Raw genomic sequence first — 23559 nt, 5'->3', positions numbered from 1 at the left:
GGGTCGCCGATGAGCAGGGTGCCGACGATGTCGAGGCCCGGTCTCGCTCCGCCGAACGCCCGCTCGAGATATTTGCGGCTCGTGTTCAGTCCGTCCAGGAAGCACGGGTAGATCGGTCCGTAGTCTCCGAGCACCTGCGCCGGCGGCGCCAGGGCGTCGGCGGCCTTCACCAGTGGCGTGCCCGCGTTAGTCATGAACCGGTTGCCGGTGTTCCCGAACTCGGTGAAGCTCAACAGGAACGCAGTCAGCTGCGACTGGTTCTCCACAATCGTCTTCGAGGTGGTGGTGAGGTGACGGACGGTGGCCATCAGGTCCGGTGACAGTCCGGCGAATGTGTCGAGATTGTCCGCACCGAGCTCGAGATCCCGTTGCAGAGTTGGCAGTGACTTGTTGAAGGTCGCGAGGTAGGTGTTCACCGAGTCGACCAGCTCGCCGAGCTTCTCGCCCCGATCGACGGTGCCGGTCTGCACAGCGGTCAGGGTTGCATTCACCCGCGCCGGGTCCACACGGTCGAGAATTCCGACAAGCAACTCGAAAGTGTCGTAGACCTCGACCGGCGTTTGCGAGGTGTCGATGGTGGCACCGGCGCTCAACGTCGATGCCGCCGGCTGCTCCGGCATCGTCAGCGCGACGTACTTGCGGCCGAAGAGCGTGGTCGGCTCCATCTCCGCCCGGACGTTCGTCGGCAGATCGCCGAGCTGGTCTTCCTCCACCGCCAGCTCGATGCGAGCGTGATCGCCGTACACGTCGACAGATGCGACACGACCGATCACTACGCCGTACAGCTTGACGTCCGATCCAGGCACCAGCAGCAGCCCCGTGCGCGGGGCGTTCAGGTAGATGGACCCGGTGGCCTGGAACCTGCCGTTGTACGACATCAGCGCAGCCACGACGACGCCCACCACCACGGCGAAGGCGACGAACGCGTACAGCAGGTGTTGTCTGCGTGAGTGTTCGATCATCCCGACACCCGCACAGTCGCGTGGACGCCGCCGTACAAGGCGATACCGACGATGAAGTCGACCATCATGATGATGATCAGTGACGTGCGGACGGCGTGGCCGACAGCGACGCCGACCCCGGCCGGTCCACCGCTGGCGTTGTAGCCGTAGTAGCAGTGCACCGCCATCACGGCGACCGCCATGACGATCACCTTCAACAGTGAGATCGCGATGTCACCGGGCTGCAAGAACAGCCGGAAGTAGTGGTCGTAGGTGCCCGGCGACTGGTCCGACAGGAACACGCTCACGAACTTGGTGGCGGCGTACCCGGTGAAGAGGGCGATCGCGTACAGCGGCACCACAGCGGCGAGTCCCGCCGCGATCCGCGTCGACACCAGATAGGGCAGCGACTGAACCGACATCACCTCGAGCGCGTCGATCTCCTCGCTCACGCGCATGGCACCGAGTTGCGCAGTGAAACCGGAGCCCACCGTCGCCGTGAGTGCGACGCCAGCAATGACCGGGATCGCTTCGCGGGTGTTGAAGAAGGCGGAAATGAAGCCCGACATCGCTTCCACACCGACGCGCCCCAGTGAACTCGATCCCTGTTGACCGACCTCGTATCCGGCTGCAGCCGTGAGGAATCCGATGATCACGACGGTCCCGCCGATGATGGCGAGTGCACCTGCGCCGAGCGACACCTCAGCTAGCAGGCGCAAGGTCTCGCGACGATAGTGGGTCATCGCCTTGGGTACCGCCCGCAGCGCCACCCCGTAGAACGCCAGTTTCTCTCCGAAGGATTCGGCGGGCTTCAGCGCCTTCCCGGCGTCCAACCGGTCGGTCAGTCGCCGCGACGGTTCGGTGGGCATCTGAGTCGATGTCAACGTGGTCCCTGCTCTTGTGTTCGCGCAGTCATGTCGAGGCCTTCAGTGCAGTGCGAGCGTGGTGATGACCGCGTTCGCGAGGAACAGCAGCACAAAGCTGAAGACAACGGTCTGGTTCACGGCGTCGCCGACACCCTTCGGTCCGCCTCCCGCGTTGAAGCCGAGATGGCAGGCCACCAGTGCGGCCAGCAGACCGAAGATGCCGGCCTTGAGCTCGCTGATGAGTAGGTCGGGAATTCCGGTGAGGATCGGGATCGCGGTGATGTATTGACCCGGCGTGGCACCTTGGAGGAAGACGCCGTACACGTATCCCCCGGCCAGGCCGATGGCGGTCACCAGGCCGTTCAGGAACACCGCGACGCCGCAGGAGGCGATCACGCGCGGAACTGCGAGTCGCTGGATCGGGTCGATACCGAGCACCTTCATGGCGTCGATCTCTTCGCGGATGGTGCGCGAACCGAGATCGGCGCAGATCGCGGTGGCACCTGCGCCCGCGACGACGAGAACCGTGACGATGGGTCCGATCTCTCGGATGACGGCCACACCCGCGCCCGCACCGGACAGGTCGATCGCACCGATCTCGTTCAGCAGAACGTTGATCTGGAACACCACCATGACGCAGAACGGGATCGACATCAGCATGGTCGGGACAATCGATACGCTCGCGATGAACCACGCCTGCGCCACCAGCTCACGCCACTGGAAGGGACGCCGTGGGAGCATCTTGACGATGCCCCAGAAGGTGAGGAAGAAGTCGCCGACCATTTCGGTACCGTGGCGCGCCTTCTTGAGAACCGGTGCGAGCGTTGACGATTGGCGTCGTTCCGGGAGCGCTGTTTCGGGGGCGAGTGCGCTCATCGGGCGTCGGAGCTCTCACGCGTTGCGGCCCGCGAGATCTTCTCGTCTGCCACTCGACGGACAGGAATGATGGGCAGTCGCAGCGCTCCAGGCGCCGAGACCGGCACGATCGGCGACCGGGGTTCGGTGGGCTCGATGCGCCGATAACCCGAACCCTGGATCGGGCGAAGGTCCTTCTCCCCCTTGTTCGGCCACAACGCGGCGGCCCGCTCGGCCTGAGCAGCTATGGTCAGCGACGGGTTGACGCCCAGATTCGCGGACACGGCCGAACCGTCGACCACACTCAGCGACGGATAGCCGTACACGCGGTGATATGGGTCGATCACACCGTTGTCCTCATCGTCCCCGATCACGCATCCGCCGAGGAAGTGTGCGGTCATCGGCACGTTGAACACCTCGCCCCACGTTCCGGCGGAGGTGCCGCCGATCTTCTCGGCGATGCGCCGCGTGGCTTCGTTGCCCGCGGGGATCCAGGTGGGATTGGGCTCGCCGTGCCCCTGCTTGCTGGTGAGCCGGCGACCGAACAGACCGCGCTTTGTGAAAGTGGTGATCGAGTTGTCGAGGTTTTGCATCACCAGTGCGATCACGGTCCGCTCGCTCCAGCCCTTCACCGCCAGGACACGTGCTGTGGCGAGTGGATCCCGGAGCGCGACGCCGATGAATCGCAGCCATCGCGGCAACCGTCCGTCGCCGTCGGTCATCGGCGCCTGCAACAACCCCATCGCGTTGGAGCCCTTGCCGTATCGGACGGGTTCGACGTGGGTGTCCGGCGTGGGGTAGAACGACGACGTGATCGCCACGCCCTTGGTGAGGTCGAGGGATTCGTCGACGCGGTAACGGGTGGCCCCGAGGATCGACTCGGAGTTGGTCCTGGTCAACTCGCCCAGTCGCGTCGAGAGCTCAGGAAGGCGGCCGGAGTCCTTGAGCTTGTGCAGCAACTGCTGGGTACCCCAGGTACCCGCCGCGAAGACGACATTGTGAGCGGTGAACGCCTTCTCGCGCTTACGAATCCAGGCACCGGTCTTGACTGTGTCGACTGTCCAGGAGCCATCGGGTCGCTGACGCACGTCGGTGACGGTGGTCAGCGGATTCACCACCACTCCAGCGCGTTCGGCGAGCCCGAGGTAGTTCTTGAGCAGCGTGTTCTTGGCACCGTGACGGCAACCTGTCATGCACTCGCCGCACTCGATGCAGCCGGTGCGATCCGGTCCGACCCCACCGAAGTAGGGATCCGACACGGTACGACCGGGCTCGCCGAAGTACACCCCGACCGGAGTCTGGACAAACGTGTCGCCGACACTCATGTCGTCGGCCACCGACCGGATGATCTCGTCGGCAGGCGTCATGTGCGGGTTGGTGACCACGCCCAGCATGCGACGCGCCTGGTCGTAGTAGGGCGTCAGCTCGTCTTCCCAGTCTGTGATGTGCGCCCACTGCGGATCGCCGAAGAATGCTGATCCCGGCTGGTAAAGGGTGTTGGCGTAGTTGAGAGAGCCCCCCCCGACTCCCGCCCCGGCCAAGATGACACAGTCGCGAAGTAGGTGGATGCGCTGAATCCCGTACGCACCCAGCTTCGGCGCCCACAGGAATCGTCGAACGTCCCAGCTGGTCTTGGCGAAGTCCGCATCGTCGAATCTGCGGCCGGCTTCGAGAACGCCGACCCGGTAGCCCTTCTCTGCCAGGCGAAGGGCGGTGACGCTGCCGCCGAACCCGGAGCCGATCACCAGGACGTCGTAGTCGGTGTCTTTCTCGCTCGCCTCAGCGTTCATTGGATGCTCGCAATCGTCTGTGGGCGTGGGTATTACGTGGCTGATTGAGCCTCTACAGGAACACGTCCCTGTGATGACCGTGTGCCGGTCGCCGCTTCTGTCCGTCCTGGCCAAGCGGGGCGGTGCGGCCGGACACAGTGTGTTGACACTGTGAGATGAACTGTATTGTTTCTACACATAATTGCCTAATGTGTCAAACACTCAGGCGGGCGCCTTAGGCCTGCATGCCAATTCGGGCATGATGGACACATGGCTACGCCCCCGAGCTTCCACGACGAAGTACGCGACCTGCTGCGCGATCGCATACTCGACTCCGCTCGCGATCTCGTGGTGGAACGGGGATGGTCCGCGGTGAACATGTCCCGGGTGGCGCGCGAGGTCGGAATCAGCCGTACGACCCTCTACAACGAGGTCGGGACCAGGGATCAGCTTGCGGCATCGCTGATCGCACGCGAGGCAGACCGCTTCCTCCACGGGGTCGTCGAGGGCATCGCGGACGAACAGGACATCGTTGACGGACTCACAGCCGCCGCGGAGCGCACACTGACCCTTGGTGAGGACAACGAGCTTCTGATGTCGATCATCTCGGGCAGACTCCAGGGCGGCGAACTCCTGTCGCTGGTCACCGTCGACTCAGAGGTCGTCCTCGGGCGGGCGACGCAGGTGGTAGCCGATCAGATCCGTTCTCGGAAGCCCGATCTCGACGAATTCGCGCTGGAGTCGATCACCGAGATCTTCGTACGACTCACCGTGAGCCACCTGCTCCAGCTCCGGGGTTCGCGTGCCGAATCCGTCGTGCAGATCCACGCTGTCATTCTCGCCTTGTTCGCAAGCCCGCCAGCTCCCCCGGCGGGATGACGCGTGGACGGAACAAGCCAAGCCGAGCGCTTTGAGAACACTGATCCCCATCTTCGGGAATCGCTTGTGCAGCCAGGTGGCCAGCGCCATTCCCAGGGAAAGATGGCCTCACGCCGGTTGGTGCGTATCGCCCGGACAGTTCGTCGAGCGACGTCTTCGGGCTCCAGAACCGGAAACCACTGCGACATCCGGGGGTACCACCCCATGTCTGCATCGTTCCGTTCGAAGTAGTCGGTGTTGACCTCCGAAGGGCAGACGAGTGAGACTCCGATGCCATAACGACCGACTTCCTCGCCGAGACTGTTCGAGAACCCCACCATGGCGGCCATAACGGTGGCTAGAACGAACCGGCTGGTGTCCTCGGCGAGGCGGCAGACGTTGAGGTGTGGCTGAGAATTGCCGCGTAGGCGATGCTGGCTGACTTGTAACGACCGTGCGCTTCGGACGGGGCGGGCCCGGGTTACCGTATCGAAACGTTATGAACCAGTCGCGAAATTCGTTGTGGTGTAATCAGCTGACGCCCCGATTGGGCTGGTCGAGCATTCATGCGGCTGGCGGGCGTGCACGTCGAAGTCGAAACTGCGACGGGGAGCAGCCGACCCACCGAGCAAACGCATGAGAAAAGCTTGCGACGTCGCAGTACCCCAGTTCGGTAGCAATCTGGCCGATTCCGACGCCGGGATCGAGAAGTCGGAGGATGGCGTGCTCCTGCATGAATTGCTGTCGTAGGCGGCGCAGGGTGGTGCCCTCGGCGTGTAGGTGCCGTTTGAGTGTGCTTACCGATACCGACAGCTCTGCTGCGATCCGACTAGCGTTGACTCGAGCAGGGTCTGCATCAAACTGGGCTCGGACGCGCTGCGTGTACGAGTTGTGACGCCGCTGATCGCAGAGCCGTCGCAGTTCGGCGGTACCGATCCGGTAGGCGACGGGATCGGAAAAGCGGCACACCTCATGAAGCGCCTCGGCTGGTATGCGAACAAATGACGCTGGCGCATCGAAGACGACTCGATGCCCTATCTCTCCCACGTTCAGCGGCTCGGTCGGCGCCGGGCAGGTCAGGTGTAACTCTGCTGAGGACACATCTCCTGTGAGTATTTTCACCAGACGCAGAACGGTCAGGCCCCCATAAGTGACGGCAAAGCAGTCGGTACCCGCGCTGTCGGTGCGCCCTGCGAGACCGATGGTAAGACCACTGGCGCCATGATGAAAGTCCGCACTTAGCGCCGTCGAGATCAACGGCAGAAAACGAAGCAACTCGACGATGTCAACGACCGACCCGGCACTGACCAGCGGCAGGCTCAGTGGACCGAAGGAGGTCAGCTGAGCGTGCTCAGCGAATGCGAGGCCCAGCCGAAACCCGTCGTGCGGCCCCATCGTCGGATACACGTCATGAAACCATTGCATCGGCACCTGCGCTTCTTGCGTGATCAACGTTCTGAGGTCGGTGCCCTCCTGGGCCATTATCCGACCGAATGCGCTCGTCGCCTCCGTGCCCAGCGCACCGCTGTCGAGAAGCTGTGCAAACGCCAACGGGGGCACACCGGATTCACCGAGGGTCACGTGAGCCAGATTAACAACAGATTGCGACGTTCACACATGGATCGGTCGGGATCCGCACATTCACACTCAAGGGGAACCTCATACGTGCAAGGAGGTGGCCATGGCCACGATCACATACATCACCCACGATGGAGACGACTACGAAGCCGATCTCGTGGAGGGGAAGTCGCTCATGCAGACCGCCGTCGACGAAGCCGTCCCCGGCATCGACGGTGATTGTGGTGGCGAAGCGGCCTGCGGTACGTGTCACGTCATTGTCGACCCGGCGTGGATCAAGACCGTCGGGCGCAGCGGCGAGGGCGAGGAAGAGATGCTGAGCATGCATCCGGAACGGGAAGGAACCTCGCGGCTGTCCTGCCAGATGATCGCGACTGAGGAGTGGGACGGCCTGACTGTTCGCCTCCCGGAATTCCAACTCTGACCCGCAACGACGAAGGAATGCAATCATGAGCATCGCAGCCACCGTCGCCGAGAAGGCGCAATCAATGATCCCGATCGACCTTCAGATCCGGGGGGCGCATGTCTATGACAAGACCCGCCGAATCGTCACAAGGACCGACGGCCAGAAGATCTTCACCGAGACCCCGATCCCGCCGGTGGACGAGGTCGATCTCGCCGAAATCGACCTGAGTAACCCGTTCCTGTATCGCCAGGGTATGTGGCGCTCGTACTTCGAGCGTGTCCGCAACGAGGCGCCGGTGCACTTCCGTTCGGAGAGCCCCTTCGGTCCGTTCTGGTCGGTCACGCGACACGCCGACATCATCGCGGTCGACAAGAATCACGAGGCGTTCTCCGCCGAACCGTTCATCATCATCGGCAGGCCCCCGCGTTTCATGGACATCGCGATGTTCATCGCGATGGATCCGCCCCGGCACGACAAGCAGCGCGCCGCAGTGCAGGGCGTGGTGGCTCCGAAGAACCTTCGTGAGATGGAGGGGCTCATCCGCGCGCGCGTCCGCGAAGTCCTCGACGGCCTCCCACTCAACGAGCCGTTTGACTGGGTCCAGACTGTGTCGATCGAACTCACTGCACGCATGCTCGCGACGCTACTTGACTTCCCTTACGACAAGCGGCACAAGCTGGTCGAATGGTCCGACCTCGCGACCTCGATGGAGCAGGCCAACGGCGGCCCCTCGGACAACGACAGGGTCTTCCGTGAGATGGTCGCGATGGCGCAAGGCCTGAGTTCGCTGTGGCGGGACAAGGCGGCACGTACCGTGGCCGGCGAAGAGCCTGGCTTCGACCTCATCACCATGCTGCAAAGCAACGAGGACACCAAGAACCTCCTCGACGATCGCCCCATGGAGTTCCTCGGTAACCTCGTGCTGCTGATCGTCGGCGGCAATGACACGACCCGCAACTCCATGAGCGGCGGAGTGCTGGCCCTCAACGAATACCCCGAGCAGTTCGAGAAGCTCAAGGCCAACCCCGACCTCATCCCCAACGCGGTGTCGGAGATCATCCGCTGGCAGACCCCTCTTGCTTACATGCGCAGGGTCGCCAAGAAGGACGTCATGCTCGGCGGCCAGTTCATCCGCAAGGGTGACAAGGTGGTGATGTGGTACGCCTCGGGCAACCGAGACGAGCGCGTCTTCGAGCGTCCAGACGAGCTCATCATCGACCGGGCCAACGCCCGCAACCACATCGCGTTCGGTTTCGGTGTACACCGCTGCATGGGCAACCGGCTCGCCGAGCTCCAGCTACGCATCCTGTGGGAGGAGCTCCTCCCTCGCTTCGACAACATCGAGGTGGTGGGTGAGCCGGAGTACGTGCAATCGAACTTTGTCCGTGGGATCAGCAAGATGATGGTTCGCCTGACCCCCAAGGGGGAAATGTGACGGCTGATCAGGTCGTCATCCTCGGCGCGAGCCACGCCGGCGTCCAACTCGCGGGCGCTCTCCGAAAGGAGAAATGGGCCGGGGATGTCTTGCTGATCGGCGACGAGGGCAGGCTCCCCTACCAGCGTCCACCGCTGTCCAAGGCATACCTGGCAGGTGCATCACAGCTTGATGACTGCGCGATCCGCGGACGTCAGTTCTACGACAAGCAGCGGATCGAGCTCGTGGACGGAACGGCGACGGCGATCAACCGTTCCGCGCACACCGTCACCCTCAACAGTGGAGACGTGGTGTCTTACGCCACGCTGGCACTGTGCACCGGCGCGCGCGCCCGCGCGCTGACCGTTCCGGGCGCCGAGTTGACGGGCGTCCACTACTTGCGCACCGCCACCGACGTCGAGGCCATCCGTGCCGCGGTGGTGCCAGGTTGCCGGGCCGTCATCGTCGGCGGCGGCTATATCGGCCTGGAGACGGCCGCCTCACTTCGAGCTCAGGGTGTGGACGTCACTGTTCTCGAGGCTGCGGAACGCGTGCTCGAGCGGGTGACCGCGCCGGTGGTCTCGAGGTTTTTCGACCGTACCCACCGGACCGAGGGTGTCGATGTTCGCACCAGCGCGTTGGTCGAGGGTTTTCGCGGGGAGGGGCGAGTCGAAGAGGTGGTGCTCGCCGACGGTGAGACCCTGGCCGCGGACCTCGTCATCGTCGGTGTCGGCATCATTCCCAACACGGATCTCGCGGTCGCCGCGGGCCTCGAGGTTGACGACGGAGTCATCGTCGACGACCATGCACGCACCAGCGACCCCGACATCGTCGCCGCCGGCGACTGCGTCAACCAACGGATCGCACGGTACGACAGGCGCGTCCGCCTCGAATGTGTGGCGGCCGCCACCGAGCAGGCCAAGGTCGCGGCAGCGACCATCTGCGGCAACGAAGCCGGTCTCACCGCGCTGCCTTGGTTCTGGTCCGATCAATACGATCTGAAGCTGCAGATCGCCGGGCTCAACACCGGGTACGACGAGGTACTGGTCAGCGGTGACCCTGACCACGACCGTGACTTCACCTGTTACTACTTCAACGACGGCGAGCTGATCGCCGCGGACTGCGTCAACAGACCCAAGGATTTCATGAACGCGAAGCGTACGATCGCACAGCGTTCGTCGCTCGACAGGTCCGAACTGATCGGAGCCACACCATGACCACATCACCCGCGGCAGCGGAAAGGCCGGCGGCGGCGCTCACAGCATCGACCTTCCTCGACATCCATCACGCGACCGTGCAGGCCTTCACCCAAGACGCGGTCGGCGACGCGGACACCGATCGCGAGAAGGCGCGGCGCCTCTTCGCCGCAGTCCGAGACCAGATCCGTTACGACCCCTACACCGTCTCTGACAAGCCCGATCATTACCGGGCCAGCCATGTCATCGAGTCCGGACGTGGGTACTGCGTACCCAAAGCGGTCGTACTGACAGCCGCGTTCCGCGCGGCAAACATACCGGCCCGGCTCGGCTTCGCTGATGTACGCAATCATCTGCAGACCGACGCGCTGCGCGAACTCATGGGAACCGACGTCTTCGTATATCACGGATACAGCCACGTCTACATCGAGGGGCGCTGGTTGAAAGCTACACCCGCGTTCAACATTGAATTGTGCACTCGATTCGGGGTCCCACCTATCGACTTCACCGGCGATCGCGACGCGTTGTTTCACGCGCACGCGGCGGACGGCTCCGCGCACATGGAGTACGTGCACGAACGCGGCGTCTACAACGACTTGCCCCTCGAGGAAATCCTGGCGGGCCTGCGGCATGCCTACGGCCCTCTGATCTTCTCGGGACGGCCAGCTCCGTCCGACGCATTCCGCGCATAGTGTGCGCTCCGGCGGGCTACCGCCGCAGGTTACTGCCCGCTCGAACACCCGTGCCACCACCTGTCGGCCAGATCCCGTCGCACAGTGTCCACCACCACTAGGGAGACCATGACAATGTCCGAGTCATTGCTCGACACCTATCCACACCGAATGGGCGGCCATTGCGGCTCCAGCGCGATGCGCGACTTGATGGAGTGGTCGGGACTAGGCTTCGACGGGCCACCGAACGAGGGTCTGGTGTTCGCTCTGGGCGGAGCACTCTCGCTCACGTATGTTCGCACCGACGCCCTCGTGCCGCCGTTGTATCTGGTAGGACGTGGTCCTGACTTCGAGATGGACCTCCCCCGCCGTCTCGGCGCTACGGTGGAGGTCCGGTCCACCGACGATCCCCAGCTAGGGTGGGATCTCGTCCGCGACGAACTCGACCGCGGCCGGCCCGCGCTCGTGTGGGCCGAAATTGCTGAATTGCCCTACCTGCGCGTTCAGTTGCGCATGAGTCGCCACGATATCGTCATAGTGGGCTACGACAGCGACGCAGAAATCGCTTACGTCGCAGACAACGATCGCGTCGAAATTCAACAGGTTCCCTTCGACGCGCTGGCGCGAGCCCGACGCTCGATGACCTTCCCCGAGCCGACCCGACATACGCTCTTCCGCATTGACTGGCCCGAGGCGCTACCGTCAATCGCCGTCGTGGCTGCGGAGGCGTTCGCGCAATCTGCGGCATGCATGCGCGCGCCCGCAGGATCCACGATCGCCGGCCCTGTCGAACACTCGGGGACACACGGAATAGACGCAGCCCTAGCACTATCCTCTGACGTGGTGCTCTGGCATGAGCTGCCCTCCGACGTGCTCGAAGTCCACCTATTCAGTCTTGGTGCATTCATCGAGAAGGCAGGTACGGGTGGTGGCCTGTTCCGACGACTACTCGCGTGTGGCTGCGACGAGATCGCCCGACTGACCGGCGATGCTGCAACCAGCGACCTTGCCAGAGATGCTCACCGAGCGGCTGCAGCATGGACATCAGTCGCTCAGGCGGCCGTACACAAGGGCTCGACCGCTGCTACCCGGCTCGACCACGTCATCGAGGCCGCGGCGGTTCTAACTGACACTGAGTCGAGCCTTGCCACCTCACTGGACTCCGCCGCCAGATCCCTAAGGTCCGCCGTTTAGAAGAACTGCCAGCACCGCATCGGTGAGTGGCTGGCCCTAGCCCGGCCCTTTCGCATCTGGATCGACTGAGGTGGGTCGCTACCGGAGTCCGACGGGGTGAACCACGAGATCGTGGGCATCAGTTCCTACGAGTTGATTCGGTCCTACTGGTCGCGCCAGACCTGGGGCCTGACTGGCTCGCCGGCTTCATCACCGGGGGCGACGTGATGACACTAGATCAGGTGGTAGACGACGAGTCGTTCGACCCGCCCATCCGACACTTGGACAAGTGCTCCTCGCGATAAGGAACACAGTTGTGATCAAATACTGAGGGCGGAGACTGGGGCGGCACCGTCTCTCGCGAGCGGGATCAGTCTAGTCCGAGGCGAGTGGCGAACGCGGGGTCGCCGAAGGGTCTGTCTCTGCGGAAGCGAACGCCCACTGTGGCCGCAGCGCCGTCAATGATCCCCCACGACGTCTGATAAAGGTGCGCGGAGAACAGGTCCTTGCTCATTCCATTGAGCCGACCGTGATCGATCCACCATTGGGTAGCTGATAGGCCCGCCCCCAAGATGGAGGCCACTACGACGGCGACGAGGGACTCGTCGGCACCGACCGATTGGAGGCTACGGGCGAACTCGTCGGAAATAATATCCATTGCCGATCTCAGCTGATCCGCGGCCCCTCCCTCGCCGGACTCAGAATACTGAAACATGTGGTTCGTCATGAGGAAGCGGACGACCGCCGGATGCTCGTCGACCAATGACACGTATGCGGAGATCGCTGACCGGAAGAGCTCGTCGACGGAGTCCTGCTGTCCGGAGAGCAGAGTTGACTGTGCGGACTCCCACATCATCGAACCCAGACGTGCTGCCACGGCGGAATAGAGCCCAGCTCTGTCACCGAAATGGCGGTAGAGCTTAGGTTTCGACGCACCTGCCTCTTCCGCAAAATCGTCCATGCTCACAGCATCGCCGAACTTTTCGATCGCGCGTATAGCCGCGTCGACGAGTTCAGCCTTAACGACAGCGCGGTGGTCGTCCCAACGCGTGCTTCGTGCGTCGCGCACACGACGCTGCACTTTCACCGGGGCCGCGGAGATTCGACGGACTACAGACATGGCCTCCTAGGTTATCAGGATGGACGACTCGTCGCGCCGGTGAGCACGTGGCGCCCGCGTGGCCGAGGCATTGGTTGATGAGACGAGCTTCAGGCGGATCTGTCTAACCTGGCCACAGCTGAATTGAAGTCTTCAACGGCCTCTAGGTTGGACATGTGACCGACCTTGTCGAGAAGAGTGAATTCAAATAGAACGCCCTGCCGACCCAGTCGCGCTGCGAGATCCACCGAATGGGCCGCCGGGGTCAGTCTGTCGGCATCGCCCACGATGACCGCCGCCGGCACTGTCAGCGAGTCAACACCCCTGCTGACGTCGATTGTCGCCAAAACCGCACCCCACATCCCCCGCACCTGTGGTGGGCATCGCAACACGATGTCGGCGCACTCATCGATTACCTCGACAGTCGCGCCCGGGCCCAGGGTTCCGTAACGAATCAGGCGGCGAGACAAACGCGTGTCCTGCATCTCGGGTCCCGCGACCGCAAGACTAGCCGCGAAGGCCCGTTCAAGTCTCGGTCGTAGCTGGCGGGGAACTTTGAGTAACGTTGACCGATCCACCAACTGTGATGGCCCGGTGCTTGCCAGTACTACTCCGCGGGCCAGCTCCGACACCGAGGCTGGGTACTCAGCTGCCCAGCTCATGATGGACATACCTCCCATGCTGTGTCCGACCACGACAGCCTTGTCGGTGGGAGTGGCTACCGCCCGAACTACGGCCTCCAAGTCATCGGCCAGAAGTCTCGCCGAGAACGGTACCCGGCCCCGGTCGCTCCACCCGTGTCCGCGTTGGTCGTAGACCACTACCCTATGCGTCGCCGCGAACTGTTCGATCTGTGGCCGCCAGAAACGCCCCTGACAGGCCCAGCCGTGACTAAAGACTAGAAGTGGAGCATCCCGGCCCGGGCCGAATTCCTGGGCGAACAACCTGGTTCCGTCGGAGGAGAGGACCTCGAGGTGCCGCGATCCTCGCGACTCGCTCGCTATCTCAGAGGTCATCGAAGCTCACCGTGACTGCATCCGTCAGCGGAAGTGCCTGACACGCAAGCCGTTCACCGTCGGCAATGTCATCTTCAACGAGGATGTGGTTTTGTGCCATTTCTACATCACCCTCAACCAGCTTGCATACGCACGCGCTGCAGGCCCCTTCTCGGCAGGAGTACGGGGCATTGTGACCTTGGGCCAATAGCACGTCGAGCAACGGAGTGTTGCGCGGCCACTCAGTCGTGATGGACTGCCCATTCAGATAGACCGTGGCGGTCGCCACACCATCGTCGTCACTGAGCTGACGCATCGTGGCTGTCTCGAATGGATCTCCGGTCAGTGACTGAAAGACTTCTCGATGTACCGAGGCGTGCTCGACACCGCAGGCCTCCGCCGACTTCTGAACCAGATCCATGAACGGCGCCGGACCACAGGTGTAGATCTGTGCACCGCGGTGCTCACGTATGGCGGATTCGACATCCTCAGGTGCCGGAATCCCCATAGCCGACTCCAACCAGTGGAAGACCGTGAAACGCTCGGGGAACTCGGAGGCGATCTGCGCCAGTTGGCCCTCGTACATGATCGACTCGGCATCGCGATTCGCGTAGAACAGTGTGACTTCGCCCCCGCCGCACACAAGCGCCGACTTAATCAGCGACAAGACCGGAGTGATCCCACTTCCTCCTGCAAAGAATAGAAAATCGACGTCGAGATTCTTAGCCGTGAAGTGCCCCGACGGCGGGAGGACGGTCAACTCCATTCCCGTCATCGCGTTGTCGCACAGCCAGTTCGATGCGTAACCGTTCTCCGTCCGCTTGATCCCGATCTCGAGACGGAAGTCCTCGACGTGAGGCGAGCTGCTCAACGAGTAGCATCGTGCGACATGACCGGTCCGATCAGATGGGATCTTCACGGTGATGAATTGCCCTGGGACATGCTTGAACTCCTCGACCATGGCATCGGGGATCTCGAACGAAATGGTGACGGAGTCTTTCGTTTCCTGGGTCACTTCTGAGACGCGCAAGGTGCGTGAGCGGGCTGCGGCAGCCGGACGTGCATCGGGTTCGACGGTCACTTGAGGATCCCCTGTCTACGTGCGACCGCGTAACCCGCCCGTGTCAGTGGCGCCGCGATGTCCTGGTAGCGGGGACCGATCACCCGTGCCACGAAGTCGAAACCGCGGGCGTCCGCACCGATCAACACTCGTGCCTTCTTCTTGTCCATACCTTTGAGGATTGTCGCCGCTGCTTTATCCGGGGTGCTTCGTGCGATCCTGTCGAACAGCGAGGCGACAGTCGCGGTGTCTGCCCCCATGGCGGAAACGCCTCGGGCATTGTTGACGATGTTGGTTTTTACACCCCCCGGGTGCACACATGTCACTGTGACCGGGTATCGACTGATTTTCATCTCCTGTCGGAGCGCCTCGGTGAAGCCTCTGACGCCGAATTTCGCGGCATTGTATGCGCTCTGGCTGGGGATTCCGATCAAGCCGAAGACGCTCGACGTGTTAATGAGATGTCCGTCCCCGGACGCGATCAGGTGAGGCAGAAACGCCTTCGACCCGTTAACGACTCCGCCAAAGTTGATGCCCATGAGCCAGTCGAAGTCTTCCCAGGTCATGTCGACCACGTCGACGCCCAAGGCCACGCCGGCGTTGTTGAACACCATGTCGACGTGGCCCGACTCTGACCGCACTCCGTCGGCATAGTCCTGAAACGCACTGCGGTCCGCAACGTCTAGTACGGCGGCGGTTACCGTCGCCGCATACGTGGTGCGGCAAAGTTCTGCAGTCTCCTTCAAGTGCATCTCATCAATGTCGGACAGTGCCAGTGCGGCACCTCGCTCCGCCAACTGGAGTGCCAGAGACCGACCGATCCCTGACGCGGCACCGGTGATCACTGCCACCTTGCCTGTGTAATCATGCCGGTCAGAATTGCTCACTGTCGTCTCACCATTTCTACGAATCGTGTCTCTCCGTGCGTTCGGGCTCAGGCGATGTCGTACTCGGCGGGGTCGAAATCTTTTGTGGCGCGCCAGTACTGCCATGTGAAGCCCGGCCACACGGTCCGGTTGACGCCCTGCGAGTCGAGATACCAACTCGTGCAGCCGCCGTTGGTCCACACTCCCTTGGCCAGCTTCCGCTGGATGTCGGTGTTGAACTGTTCTTGCACGGACGGGCGTACGTCAACCTTCTCAGCGCCTCGGCTTTCTACTGTGTCGATGGCCTTCATGATGTATTTGATCTGTTGCTCGATCATGAACACCACTGAGTTGTGGCCGAGGCCCGTGTTGGGTCCGAGGAGGAAAAACAGGTTGGGAAAACCCTCGGTCGTGATGCCCAGGTGCGTGTTAATCCCCGTCTGATGCCAGTGGGACGGGAGATCCTCGCCAGTGGCACCTTTCAGGGCGAGCTGATCGAAACCATCAGTCACGTGAAAACCGGTCGCATAAATAATTACGTCGATGAGGTGCTCGACGCCGTCTGAGGTGATGATGGAATCAGCGGTGACCCTCTCAATCCGATCGCTGATGACGGTGGTGTTGGGCGCCGCAAGTGCAGGGTAATAGTCGTTTGACCCCAGAATTCGCTTACAGCCGATGCGATATGACGGGGTCAGTTTCTTGCGTAGTGCCGGATCAGAGATGGAGCGTTCAATGTTCCACCGAGCGACCCGTTCGATTGGCCGCATAAGGTTGGAGTGACCGTTGAGGCCGAAGGCTAGGCTCTCCGCACCCCAGTACACCGACCACCTGGCGATACGACGTGCAATCGGGAGTCTGCTCAGAAGAGTCCGCAGGGCCGGCGGAACGGTGAAATTCTTGCGGGGTAGGACCCAGGCAGGGGTTCGCTGGAAGACCTTGAGGGACATGGCCTCCTTCTGTACGAACGGCACAAACTGGATAGCGCTGGCACCAGTGCCGATCACGGCGACACGCTTGCCCTCCAGATCCACCGAATGATCCCACTGTGCGGAGTGAAACGCTTCGCCTTTAAAGTCCTCAATCCCCGAAATTTCGGGAAAATTGGGGATATGCAGCGCACCGACTCCTGAAACTACGAACTGAGCAATGTACTCACGTCCGGACTCAGTACGCAGGTGCCACCGCGACTCTGACTCGCTCCAGTATCCGGAAACCAACTTCTGACCGAAATGAATCTTTTGTGTCACGCCGCGCTTGTCCGCGACGTCTTGTAGATACCGCTCAATTTCTGGTTGTGACGACCACACCTTCGACCAGCTACCTCGACTTTCGAATGAGTACGAGTACATCAGCGACGGGACGTCACATGCACAGCCCGGATAGGTATTGTCGCGCCAGGTTCCACCGACGGAGCTTGCCTTCTCCAGGATTAGAAAGTCGCTGTACCCGCGACGTCTTAGCTGTGCGGCCATCCCGAGACCAGAGAACCCGCTTCCGATGATCAGAATCTTGGTCGAAATCGGGTCGTCGGTTGAGTCGGTTTTGGCGGCGGCGCGCGAGGCGCGCCGGGTAGTTGAAGATGCCATGTTTATGCTTTCTCCCTCGTGGGTTCGTTGGCACAACACATCACCTGCGCACAGTGGCAGCGGGTGATCTGTTGAGGCGGAAGTGATCGCGAAGCCATCGAGAATGCTCCGCACAGGTCTAACTGATGTCGACCGTGACGGCTCGGCCGCGTGAACGGAGATCAGCGGAGATCGTCGGGAAGGCTCCGCGTCGCGCGCCACATGGCCATTGTGAACTTGCCTTCCAGCATTCCCGCCTCATGGAAGAACCGAATCATGGGCTCCGACATGAACTGCAGGTTGGTCCGATAGTTTGGGCTGGTTTGTTGTGCCCATACGCCACGCCAGCGGCTAATTCCCACTGCGGGGTACACTTTCGGATTAATGAGCAGCGGGTACGCCAGGTTCGCGATGACGGCAAGCACCCCTCGGTGCCAAGCGCGCGTCGCCTTACGTCGACGCTGCATGCCTTCGATCATCTCCAGTCGCGCAAAGGTAATGTGACGGGCTTCCTCGAGGACATGGATCTTCATGAGCTGGCGAAGCTGAGGCTGCATACTGGGGTCGTTCATCGCCTCGCGCTGGGCGCGGTCCAGGATTTCCTCGATCAGCAGCGTGGCTCCGGACACCGACGGTCCGAGCGGGACGAAATGCAGGATCTTTGCGAAGCTCAAGAAGCCCTTAGGGAGCTTGTAAGGGGGCACGCCTGTTTTGTTAATGAGGCGCGCGAACATAGTGGAATGGCGGGACTCATCGCCGATTTCTGTTAGCGCGTATAGGGACTTCTGATCGGTTAGGGCCCCCTTTGCCGACATGCGCAGGAGCGCCGAACTCAAGAGGTTCTCTGCGTAGATGCCGAAACTGAGGATGCTCACGATCTCGTGGCGTCCCAGCTCGCGACGCTGCTCCTCGGTCATCTTGTTCCATAGTTTGGTGCCGTATAGCGACACCCGGTGCTCTGGCAGAAAGTACTTGCCTTCCTCCCAGGGCGACTCCCAGTCGATGTCGATCTCCGCGTCGTAGAACTTCTCCGCGGAAGACCGCAACAGACGACCTGCAGATCGTTCCATGTCGACGGGCTTGCGCCCGTTCACCCGGGCCATGCCCTCCTGTGAAAAGTCGGGCTTGATATGGGCATCCTGCACGGTCATGTCTTCTCCTCGGTCGTTCAAGGCTGGGAGTCGGGGCCTGGCGCCCAGTACCCATTACTCGCAGTATCTGGTACTGCTAGTATCCACGAACCGCGTTATTTGTCAACGCTCAATGCGAAGAAGGTAGGGCTGCATGTCTGACGACCATGACCTCGACTACTCCGGCGAAGGAACCCTGGTGTGCCGCGGGACGGAGATCCATGTCGAAGCGAAGATCAAAGGCTATTTCCAGCCGCTGAACGGCCTCTACACCTGGTATGGCCGGATTCAGAAGAATGATGAGCTCGACGAGCTCCTGAAGGGCGCCCGCGCGATCGCTGTATTTACGACCCCCGAGGGCCGAGCGGAGTGTGTCGTCGGGGATCCCGACTTCTGGGGCCGATACCGCATCTCAGGTAAGAGCACCCCCCCATACCACCTGCCCACCACTCTCGAGGAGGTCGAAGACATGGCCGAGCACCACCGCAAGTGACAACCATCCACCGCCGCACGGACGTTCGCATAACGGGTGCGCACGATTGGGTCGCCCACTTCAGGTCGAGAGGAAATTTCACATGGTGAGTTCGTCTCCCATTCGAACCCGCCCGTCGAGAGGGGGCGAGAAACTCGGCGAATACAGTCCGACCCTTGAGCGGGTTGCATGGTTTACCCTCCGCCGCAAAGGGATTGTGACGCTGGTCTGGCTCGGCGCCGCCATCGGCTTAGGCCTTCTCTTTCCTCAACTGGAGTCAGTGATACGGGAACAATCTGTGGATCCGATCCCGGCCGGAGTCCCGTCTTTTCAGACCTTGGACCGTATGGGCGCCGCTTTCGACGAGCGCGGCGCCAAGACCACAGTATTCGTAGTGATGGAGAACAGTGCAGGCCTGTCCGACAACACCCGCGATCGATACCACGTGCTTGTCGACACCCTGCGGGCGGACGACAAGCACGTCATCGCCGTCCGAGACCTGCTGAGCGATCCCCTCACTGCGAGTCAGGCTCTCAGCAAAGACAAGCAAGCCTGGTATCTGCCCGTGGGAGTGACCGGCACACTCGGGGGACCCGATACCGCGGAGGCGGTCGCAGCGGTACGCGACACCGCGGAGAGAATCTTTCGCGACACTGAGACGAGAGTCCGTGTGACAGGCCCACCCGCGACATTTAGCGACCAACTCGCCGTGGGCGAGTCGGATCTGGTCCTGATCACTGTCGCCACCGTGCTGCTGATCGCCGTGATCCTCCTCGTCGTCTACCGTTCGGTGTTCACCGCGCTGATGCCGCTGCTTGTCGTGGGCATGAGTTTGGCCGTAGGTCGCGGAGTTCTATCTGGACTAGGCGAGCTGGGCATGCCGGTATCCCAGTTCACCTCGATGTTCATGACCGTCATCATCTTCGGTGCCGGAGTTGACTATTCGGTGTTCCTCATAAGCCGCTATCATGAGGGTATTCGAGCAGGCAACTCTCCTGATGCCGCTATTGCCCACGCGAATGCAACTATCGGCCGCGTGGTTCTCGCATCGGCGGGCACTGTGGCCCTAGCCTTCCTGGCTATGGCCTTCGCCAATCTCAGTGTGTTCAACACATTAGGTCCGGCCTGCGCAATCGCCATAGCATTCGCATTCTTGGCAACGGTTACATTGTTGCCCCCCGTGCTCTCCTTCGCCGCCAAGAGAGGTGCCGGCCTTCCCCGCCGTGACCTGACGCGGGATTACTGGAGAAGAGTCGGAGTCATGGTTATCCGGCGGCCGGTACCTCTGCTGGCGATCAGTGTGGTCGCGTTGATCGGCCTCGCCCTGGTAGCCGCAACAATTCAGATCACCTACGACGATCGCGAGGGGCAGCCAACTGACACAGGGAGCAACGAAGGCTACGCGCTGCTCAACCGCCACTTCCCGAAAGACATCATTATCTCGGAATTCTTGGTGGTGGAGTCCGAGAACGACATGCGCACGGCTCAAGGCCTTGCCGACCTCGACCAGTTGGCATCCCGCGTCGCGCAGATTCCCGGCGTGACCAGGGTCATTGGCGTGACGCGCCCGACCGGTGAGAAGCTACAGCAGGCGCAATTGTCTTGGCAGAACGATCAGATCGGTACCAAGATCACCGAGGAGACCGGAGATGTACAGGCCCGCAAGGGTGATCTGGCCGTCCTTAAGACCGGATCAGAGCAGCTAGCCGGAGGCCTGGCACAGCTAGAAGAGCAGATCTCCTCCAATCTCGCTCCGCTGTCGGGGTTGCTCGACGAGGTGTCGTCCTTTGGCCCACAACTCGACGAGTATCGGCCGTTGGTGAACCAGCTCGCGAGCGCTGCTCCAACGCTTCAGCAGTTCTCCCAGCAAGCGCCTGAGCTGTCTCAACTCGCCCGTCGGGCCCAGTCTGCGGCAGATGCGATCGCGCCGGCATTGTCCGCATTGGACGCTCCGTGGTGTCAGCAGATCGCGGAGTGCTCGGCACTGCGCGCGCAGACGGCCGACATCCGGGCACTCGCGGATGATCAGTCGCTCGCGAGGGTGGCTGACTTTACCGCGCAGCTCGGCCGCGTGAGTGCGCCAGGCTCTACCGACATGGCACAGCTTCAGCGTTCTTTTCAAACGCTGGATTCTGCACTACAGACGATCGGTGGGCAGAACCTCGGGAACAGGGTGTCGCAACTCGAGTCCGGCGTCGGCGTTCTCGCCGACGGCGCACGTCAGTTGTCGAATGGAGTCGGGGCTTTGGTGGACAGCAACCTTCAGTTACTCGGTGGACTGGCACAGGTCGCCGCACAGCTTCGGGCTCCTGCCCGCGAGGTCGGCGATTCTGATTCGGCAACCGGCTTCTATCTCCCCGCGGATGCGTTCAAGGACCAGCAGTTCAGTCAGGTCGCTCGACAGTTCATCTCGCCCGACGGGAAAACCGTGCGCTATGCGGTACAGACCTCCTACGACCCATACTCTGCCGATGCAATGACGCTGGCGAACGAGCTGTCTAGCGTCGCCGAGAACGCGATGCCGAACACCACTCTGGAGGGCGGACGTGCTTCGGTCGCGGGCTTTCCTGCGATCAATGCCGACGTCCAGCGGTTGTTGTCGTACGATTTCAAACTGCTTGGCATAGCCACACTTCTCATCGTGGGTCTGATCCTGATGCTGTTGTTGCGGGCCGTCGTTGCACCGGTCTATCTCCTTGCAACCGTCGTCTTGAACTATATGGCGGCTCTTGGTATCGGTGTGCTCGTACTTCAACACATCCTCGGTGCCGGGATCGCCTGGCCAGCTCCACTGGTGTCGTTCATCGTCTTGGTGGCGGTGGGCGCTGACTACAACATGCTGCTGGTCTCACGCCTGAGAGAGGAGACGAGAGCGAGCGTGCGGGTCGGAGTAATGCGTACCGTCGCCTACACCGGTTCGGTGATCACCTCGGCCGGGTTGATCTTCGCAGCCAGCATGTTCGGGCTGATGGTCGGCTCCATCGATGTGATGGTGCAAATCGGGTTCATCATCGGTGTCGGTTTGCTGCTCGACACGTTCCTGGTGCGGACCTTAGTAGTCCCGGCACTAGCGGTGCTGCTGGGCACTGCAAGCTGGTGGCCGGGTGACATCGACCGCTTCCGGCGCGCCCTGGGACCATCGCAAAAGACACGCGGACGGACCCATGGGGATCTGACAAGCGTCGGTCCCTGAACTTCCCGACCATCCCGTCAACAGGTAAGGATCGGCATAGGGCATGACGCGGCACGGTCGCTCGTGATAGACGAATTGCGTCCGTACAACGCTAGACGGTATGGGTGACTCCACGGCGATGTGTTGGGGGTTGCGGGCCGGAGCCTCACGCACAGGGACTGAACGACCCGAGGTTTTGTGCCGCCTCCATTGTGGGCTGGTCCTCGGGCCGAGGCCAGAGTAGTGGAGCGTTTCGAACTCGGTCGGGGGGATCTGGCCGATACTCGAGTGCAGCCTGCTGTTGTTGTACCAGTCGACCCAACCAGCGGCCGCGAACTCGACGTCGGAGACGGTCTTGTACGGGCTGGAGTGGAAGATCGTGGTCCCGCTGTACGCCGGCGGCATGACGTTGCGCGATATCCAACACCATTTGGCCGCCACGATCGGCACCGATCTCTCGCACGAGACGATCTCCAAGATCTGCGACGAGGTCCTCGACGCGGTCGACGAATGGCAGAACCGGCCGCTGGAGCCGTTGTATCCCGTCATCTACCTTGATGCCCTGGTGGTGAACGTCAAAGACAGTTCTCATGTTCGAAACAAGCACGCCCACATCGCTATTGGCGTCGACATGGCCGGCGTCAAGCATGTGCTGGGAATCTGGATACAGGCCGAAGAAGGCGCCAAGTTCTGGGCCGGGGTGTGTGCGAATCTGGCCAACCGCGGCGTCAAGGACGTGCTGATCGTGTGCTGTGACGGGCTCACCGGATTCCCCGAGGCAATCGAGGCGACCTGGCCGCTGGCCACCGTGCAAACCTGTGTGGTGCATCTGATCCGCAACTCGATGCGGTTCGTGAACCACAAAGACCGCAAAGACGTGGCCCGGGCGATCAAACCGATCTACACCGCCCCCGACGCCGAGACCGCCCGCCGCGAGTGGGAAGCCTTCCGCGACTCGGAACTAGGCGCCAAATATCCGAGTGCGGCAATGGCTTTCGACCGAGCCTGGGATCGGTTCATCCCCTTCCTGGCATTCCCGCCCGAGCTGCGCAAAGTCATCTACACCACCAACTCGATCGAGTCATTGAACTACCAGCTCCGCAAGGTCATCAAGAACCGCGGACATTTCCCCAACGACATCGCGGTCCGCAAACTCTTGTGGCTGGCCATCTGCGACATCGAAGACAAACGAGCCGCTCAACGCCTCAAAGAACGCGGGACCAGGCGGTCACAGCCCCGTAAGGCCCTCGGACGACTGGTCGAGGGACAGGTCGTCACCAACTGGAAACAGGCCCTCGGACAACTCGCACTGGCCTACCCCGACCGGATCGAACCCCACCTCAGCTAGACCCCACAGACCACAAGAAAATCAGGAGTCACGTTCTTACACAGACATCTTGACAAGCTCTCGAGCCCCCGCGCACCAAGAGACCGCCCCGCGGCAGAAGCCACGGGGCGGTGTGTTCTTCT

Annotated in this window: 19 protein-coding genes and 2 pseudogenes; 9 read left to right on the top strand and 12 right to left on the bottom strand. The window is 62.0% G+C overall.

Annotated features, from left to right (window positions below; genetic code table 11):
* The 4 genes from B1964_RS28120 to B1964_RS28105 form a co-directional block, all read right to left on the bottom strand.
* A partial coding sequence (locus tag B1964_RS28120; RefSeq protein WP_079932144.1) for an MCE family protein occupies window positions 1–962 on the bottom strand: 962 nt, incomplete at its 3' end.
* Window positions 959–1810, bottom strand: a complete 852-nt coding sequence (locus B1964_RS28115; protein WP_006369842.1) for an ABC transporter permease — start codon at window positions 1808–1810, stop codon at window positions 959–961. The genes B1964_RS28120 and B1964_RS28115, both read right to left, overlap by 4 nt.
* A gap of 57 nt (window positions 1811–1867) precedes the next feature.
* The gene (locus tag B1964_RS28110) at window positions 1868–2683 is read right to left on the bottom strand and encodes an ABC transporter permease (RefSeq protein WP_005201333.1); all 816 of its coding nucleotides are present in this window, start codon (window positions 2681–2683) and stop codon (window positions 1868–1870) included.
* Complete coding sequence (locus B1964_RS28105) at window positions 2680–4452, bottom strand: GMC family oxidoreductase (protein WP_005201331.1); 1773 nt, start codon at window positions 4450–4452, stop codon at window positions 2680–2682. Before B1964_RS28105 ends, B1964_RS28110 begins: the two co-directional genes overlap by 4 nt.
* A 249-nt stretch (window positions 4453–4701) precedes the next feature.
* On the opposite strand from B1964_RS28105, the gene B1964_RS28100 reads away from it, so the two are divergent.
* Window positions 4702–5310, top strand: coding sequence for a TetR family transcriptional regulator (locus B1964_RS28100; RefSeq protein ID WP_005201328.1), 609 nt, complete (start codon window positions 4702–4704; stop codon window positions 5308–5310).
* 543 nt (window positions 5311–5853) lie between these two features.
* Here the strand turns inward: B1964_RS28100 and B1964_RS28095 are convergent.
* Window positions 5854–6870, bottom strand: coding sequence for an AraC family transcriptional regulator (locus tag B1964_RS28095; RefSeq protein WP_005195135.1), 1017 nt, complete (start codon window positions 6868–6870; stop codon window positions 5854–5856).
* A 100-nt stretch (window positions 6871–6970) separates the two neighbouring features.
* Between B1964_RS28095 and B1964_RS28090 the strand changes: the two genes are divergently transcribed.
* From B1964_RS28090 to B1964_RS28070, 5 genes are all read left to right on the top strand, one after another.
* A complete protein-coding gene (locus B1964_RS28090; RefSeq protein ID WP_005195134.1) occupies window positions 6971–7291 on the top strand; it encodes a 2Fe-2S iron-sulfur cluster-binding protein in 321 nt (106 codons plus the stop codon).
* Window positions 7292–7316: 25 nt separating this feature from the next.
* Window positions 7317–8708, top strand: a complete 1392-nt coding sequence (locus B1964_RS28085; RefSeq protein WP_005195133.1) for a cytochrome P450 — start codon at window positions 7317–7319, stop codon at window positions 8706–8708.
* Complete coding sequence (locus tag B1964_RS28080; protein ID WP_005195132.1) at window positions 8705–9904, top strand: FAD-dependent oxidoreductase; 1200 nt, start codon at window positions 8705–8707, stop codon at window positions 9902–9904. The genes B1964_RS28085 and B1964_RS28080 overlap by 4 nt, the downstream gene beginning before the upstream one ends.
* Entirely contained in the window at window positions 9901–10575 is a 675-nt protein-coding gene (locus B1964_RS28075; protein WP_005195131.1) for a transglutaminase-like domain-containing protein, read from the top strand. Before B1964_RS28080 ends, B1964_RS28075 begins: the two co-directional genes overlap by 4 nt.
* A 108-nt stretch (window positions 10576–10683) precedes the next feature.
* Entirely contained in the window at window positions 10684–11748 is a 1065-nt protein-coding gene (locus tag B1964_RS28070) for a BtrH N-terminal domain-containing protein (protein ID WP_026919815.1), read from the top strand.
* A gap of 349 nt (window positions 11749–12097) precedes the next feature.
* Here the strand turns inward: B1964_RS28070 and B1964_RS28065 are convergent, their stop codons facing one another.
* The 6 genes from B1964_RS28065 to B1964_RS28040 all read right to left on the bottom strand — a co-directional run bounded on the left by B1964_RS28065 (window position 12098) and on the right by B1964_RS28040 (window position 18466).
* Window positions 12098–12847 (bottom strand): TetR/AcrR family transcriptional regulator, encoded by a 750-nt coding sequence (locus B1964_RS28065; RefSeq protein ID WP_079932143.1) that lies wholly within the window; start codon window positions 12845–12847, stop codon window positions 12098–12100.
* Window positions 12848–12936: 89 nt separating this feature from the next.
* Window positions 12937–13842 carry an alpha/beta hydrolase gene (locus B1964_RS28060; protein ID WP_010844919.1) on the bottom strand — a complete coding sequence of 302 codons (906 nt, stop codon included), beginning with the start codon at window positions 13840–13842 and terminating at the stop codon, window positions 12937–12939.
* The gene (locus tag B1964_RS28055) at window positions 13832–14902 is read right to left on the bottom strand and encodes a ferredoxin--NADP reductase (protein ID WP_005195189.1); all 1071 of its coding nucleotides are present in this window, start codon (window positions 14900–14902) and stop codon (window positions 13832–13834) included. The genes B1964_RS28060 and B1964_RS28055 overlap by 11 nt, the downstream gene beginning before the upstream one ends.
* On the bottom strand, window positions 14899–15768 hold the full coding sequence (locus B1964_RS28050; RefSeq protein ID WP_006369629.1) for an SDR family NAD(P)-dependent oxidoreductase: 870 nt from the start codon (window positions 15766–15768) through the stop codon (window positions 14899–14901). The genes B1964_RS28055 and B1964_RS28050 overlap by 4 nt, the downstream gene beginning before the upstream one ends.
* Before the next feature lie 47 nt (window positions 15769–15815).
* Window positions 15816–17336, bottom strand: coding sequence for an NAD(P)/FAD-dependent oxidoreductase (locus B1964_RS28045; protein WP_035718354.1), 1521 nt, complete (start codon window positions 17334–17336; stop codon window positions 15816–15818).
* 161 nt (window positions 17337–17497) lie between these two features.
* On the bottom strand, window positions 17498–18466 hold the full coding sequence (locus tag B1964_RS28040; protein ID WP_005195186.1) for a diiron oxygenase: 969 nt from the start codon (window positions 18464–18466) through the stop codon (window positions 17498–17500).
* A gap of 133 nt (window positions 18467–18599) precedes the next feature.
* On the opposite strand from B1964_RS28040, the gene B1964_RS28035 reads away from it, so the two are divergent.
* Together B1964_RS28035 and B1964_RS28030 are read left to right on the top strand one after the other, a co-directional pair.
* The gene (locus B1964_RS28035; protein WP_006902477.1) at window positions 18600–18938 is read left to right on the top strand and encodes a DUF4873 domain-containing protein; all 339 of its coding nucleotides are present in this window, start codon (window positions 18600–18602) and stop codon (window positions 18936–18938) included.
* A gap of 82 nt (window positions 18939–19020) precedes the next feature.
* Complete coding sequence (locus B1964_RS28030; protein WP_079932142.1) at window positions 19021–22110, top strand: RND family transporter; 3090 nt, start codon at window positions 19021–19023, stop codon at window positions 22108–22110.
* 204 nt (window positions 22111–22314) lie between these two features.
* On the opposite strand, the pseudogene B1964_RS31340 reads toward B1964_RS28030, so the two are convergent.
* Window positions 22315–22473, bottom strand: a pseudogene (locus B1964_RS31340) (integrase core domain-containing protein); the annotation flags it as partial.
* On the opposite strand from B1964_RS31340, the pseudogene B1964_RS28025 reads away from it, so the two are divergent.
* Window positions 22451–23437 (top strand): annotated as a pseudogene (locus tag B1964_RS28025) (IS256 family transposase); the annotation flags it as partial. The pseudogenes B1964_RS31340 and B1964_RS28025 sit on opposite strands and share 23 nt — an antisense overlap.
* Between the last annotated feature and the right edge of the window lie 122 nt (window positions 23438–23559).

Source organism: Gordonia sp. i37, assembly GCF_002043085.1.
In the GTDB taxonomy this organism is placed as follows: Bacteria; Actinomycetota; Actinomycetes; order Mycobacteriales; family Mycobacteriaceae; genus Gordonia; species Gordonia polyisoprenivorans.
This window is presented reverse-complemented; position numbering and strand designations above follow the sequence as displayed.

Bases quoted from the DNA above. Each gene is read 5' to 3' on its own strand.
- B1964_RS28115 (WP_006369842.1), bottom strand. From the start codon at position 1,810: ATGCCCACCGAACCGTCGCGGCGACTGACCGACCGGTTGGACGCCGGG.
- B1964_RS28110 (WP_005201333.1), bottom strand. From the start codon at position 2,683: ATGAGCGCACTCGCCCCCGAAACAGCGCTCCCGGAACGACGCCAATCG.
- B1964_RS28105 (WP_005201331.1), bottom strand. From the start codon at position 4,452: ATGAACGCTGAGGCGAGCGAGAAAGACACCGACTACGACGTCCTGGTG.
- B1964_RS28100 (WP_005201328.1), top strand. From the start codon at position 4,702: ATGGCTACGCCCCCGAGCTTCCACGACGAAGTACGCGACCTGCTGCGC.
- B1964_RS28090 (WP_005195134.1), top strand. From the start codon at position 6,971: ATGGCCACGATCACATACATCACCCACGATGGAGACGACTACGAAGCC.
- B1964_RS28085 (WP_005195133.1), top strand. From the start codon at position 7,317: ATGAGCATCGCAGCCACCGTCGCCGAGAAGGCGCAATCAATGATCCCG.
- B1964_RS28075 (WP_005195131.1), top strand. From the start codon at position 9,901: ATGACCACATCACCCGCGGCAGCGGAAAGGCCGGCGGCGGCGCTCACA.
- B1964_RS28070 (WP_026919815.1), top strand. From the start codon at position 10,684: ATGACAATGTCCGAGTCATTGCTCGACACCTATCCACACCGAATGGGC.
- B1964_RS28065 (WP_079932143.1), bottom strand. From the start codon at position 12,847: ATGTCTGTAGTCCGTCGAATCTCCGCGGCCCCGGTGAAAGTGCAGCGT.
- B1964_RS28060 (WP_010844919.1), bottom strand. From the start codon at position 13,842: ATGACCTCTGAGATAGCGAGCGAGTCGCGAGGATCGCGGCACCTCGAG.
- B1964_RS28045 (WP_035718354.1), bottom strand. From the start codon at position 17,336: ATGGCATCTTCAACTACCCGGCGCGCCTCGCGCGCCGCCGCCAAAACC.
- B1964_RS28040 (WP_005195186.1), bottom strand. From the start codon at position 18,466: ATGACCGTGCAGGATGCCCATATCAAGCCCGACTTTTCACAGGAGGGC.
- B1964_RS28035 (WP_006902477.1), top strand. From the start codon at position 18,600: ATGTCTGACGACCATGACCTCGACTACTCCGGCGAAGGAACCCTGGTG.
- B1964_RS28030 (WP_079932142.1), top strand. From the start codon at position 19,021: ATGGTGAGTTCGTCTCCCATTCGAACCCGCCCGTCGAGAGGGGGCGAG.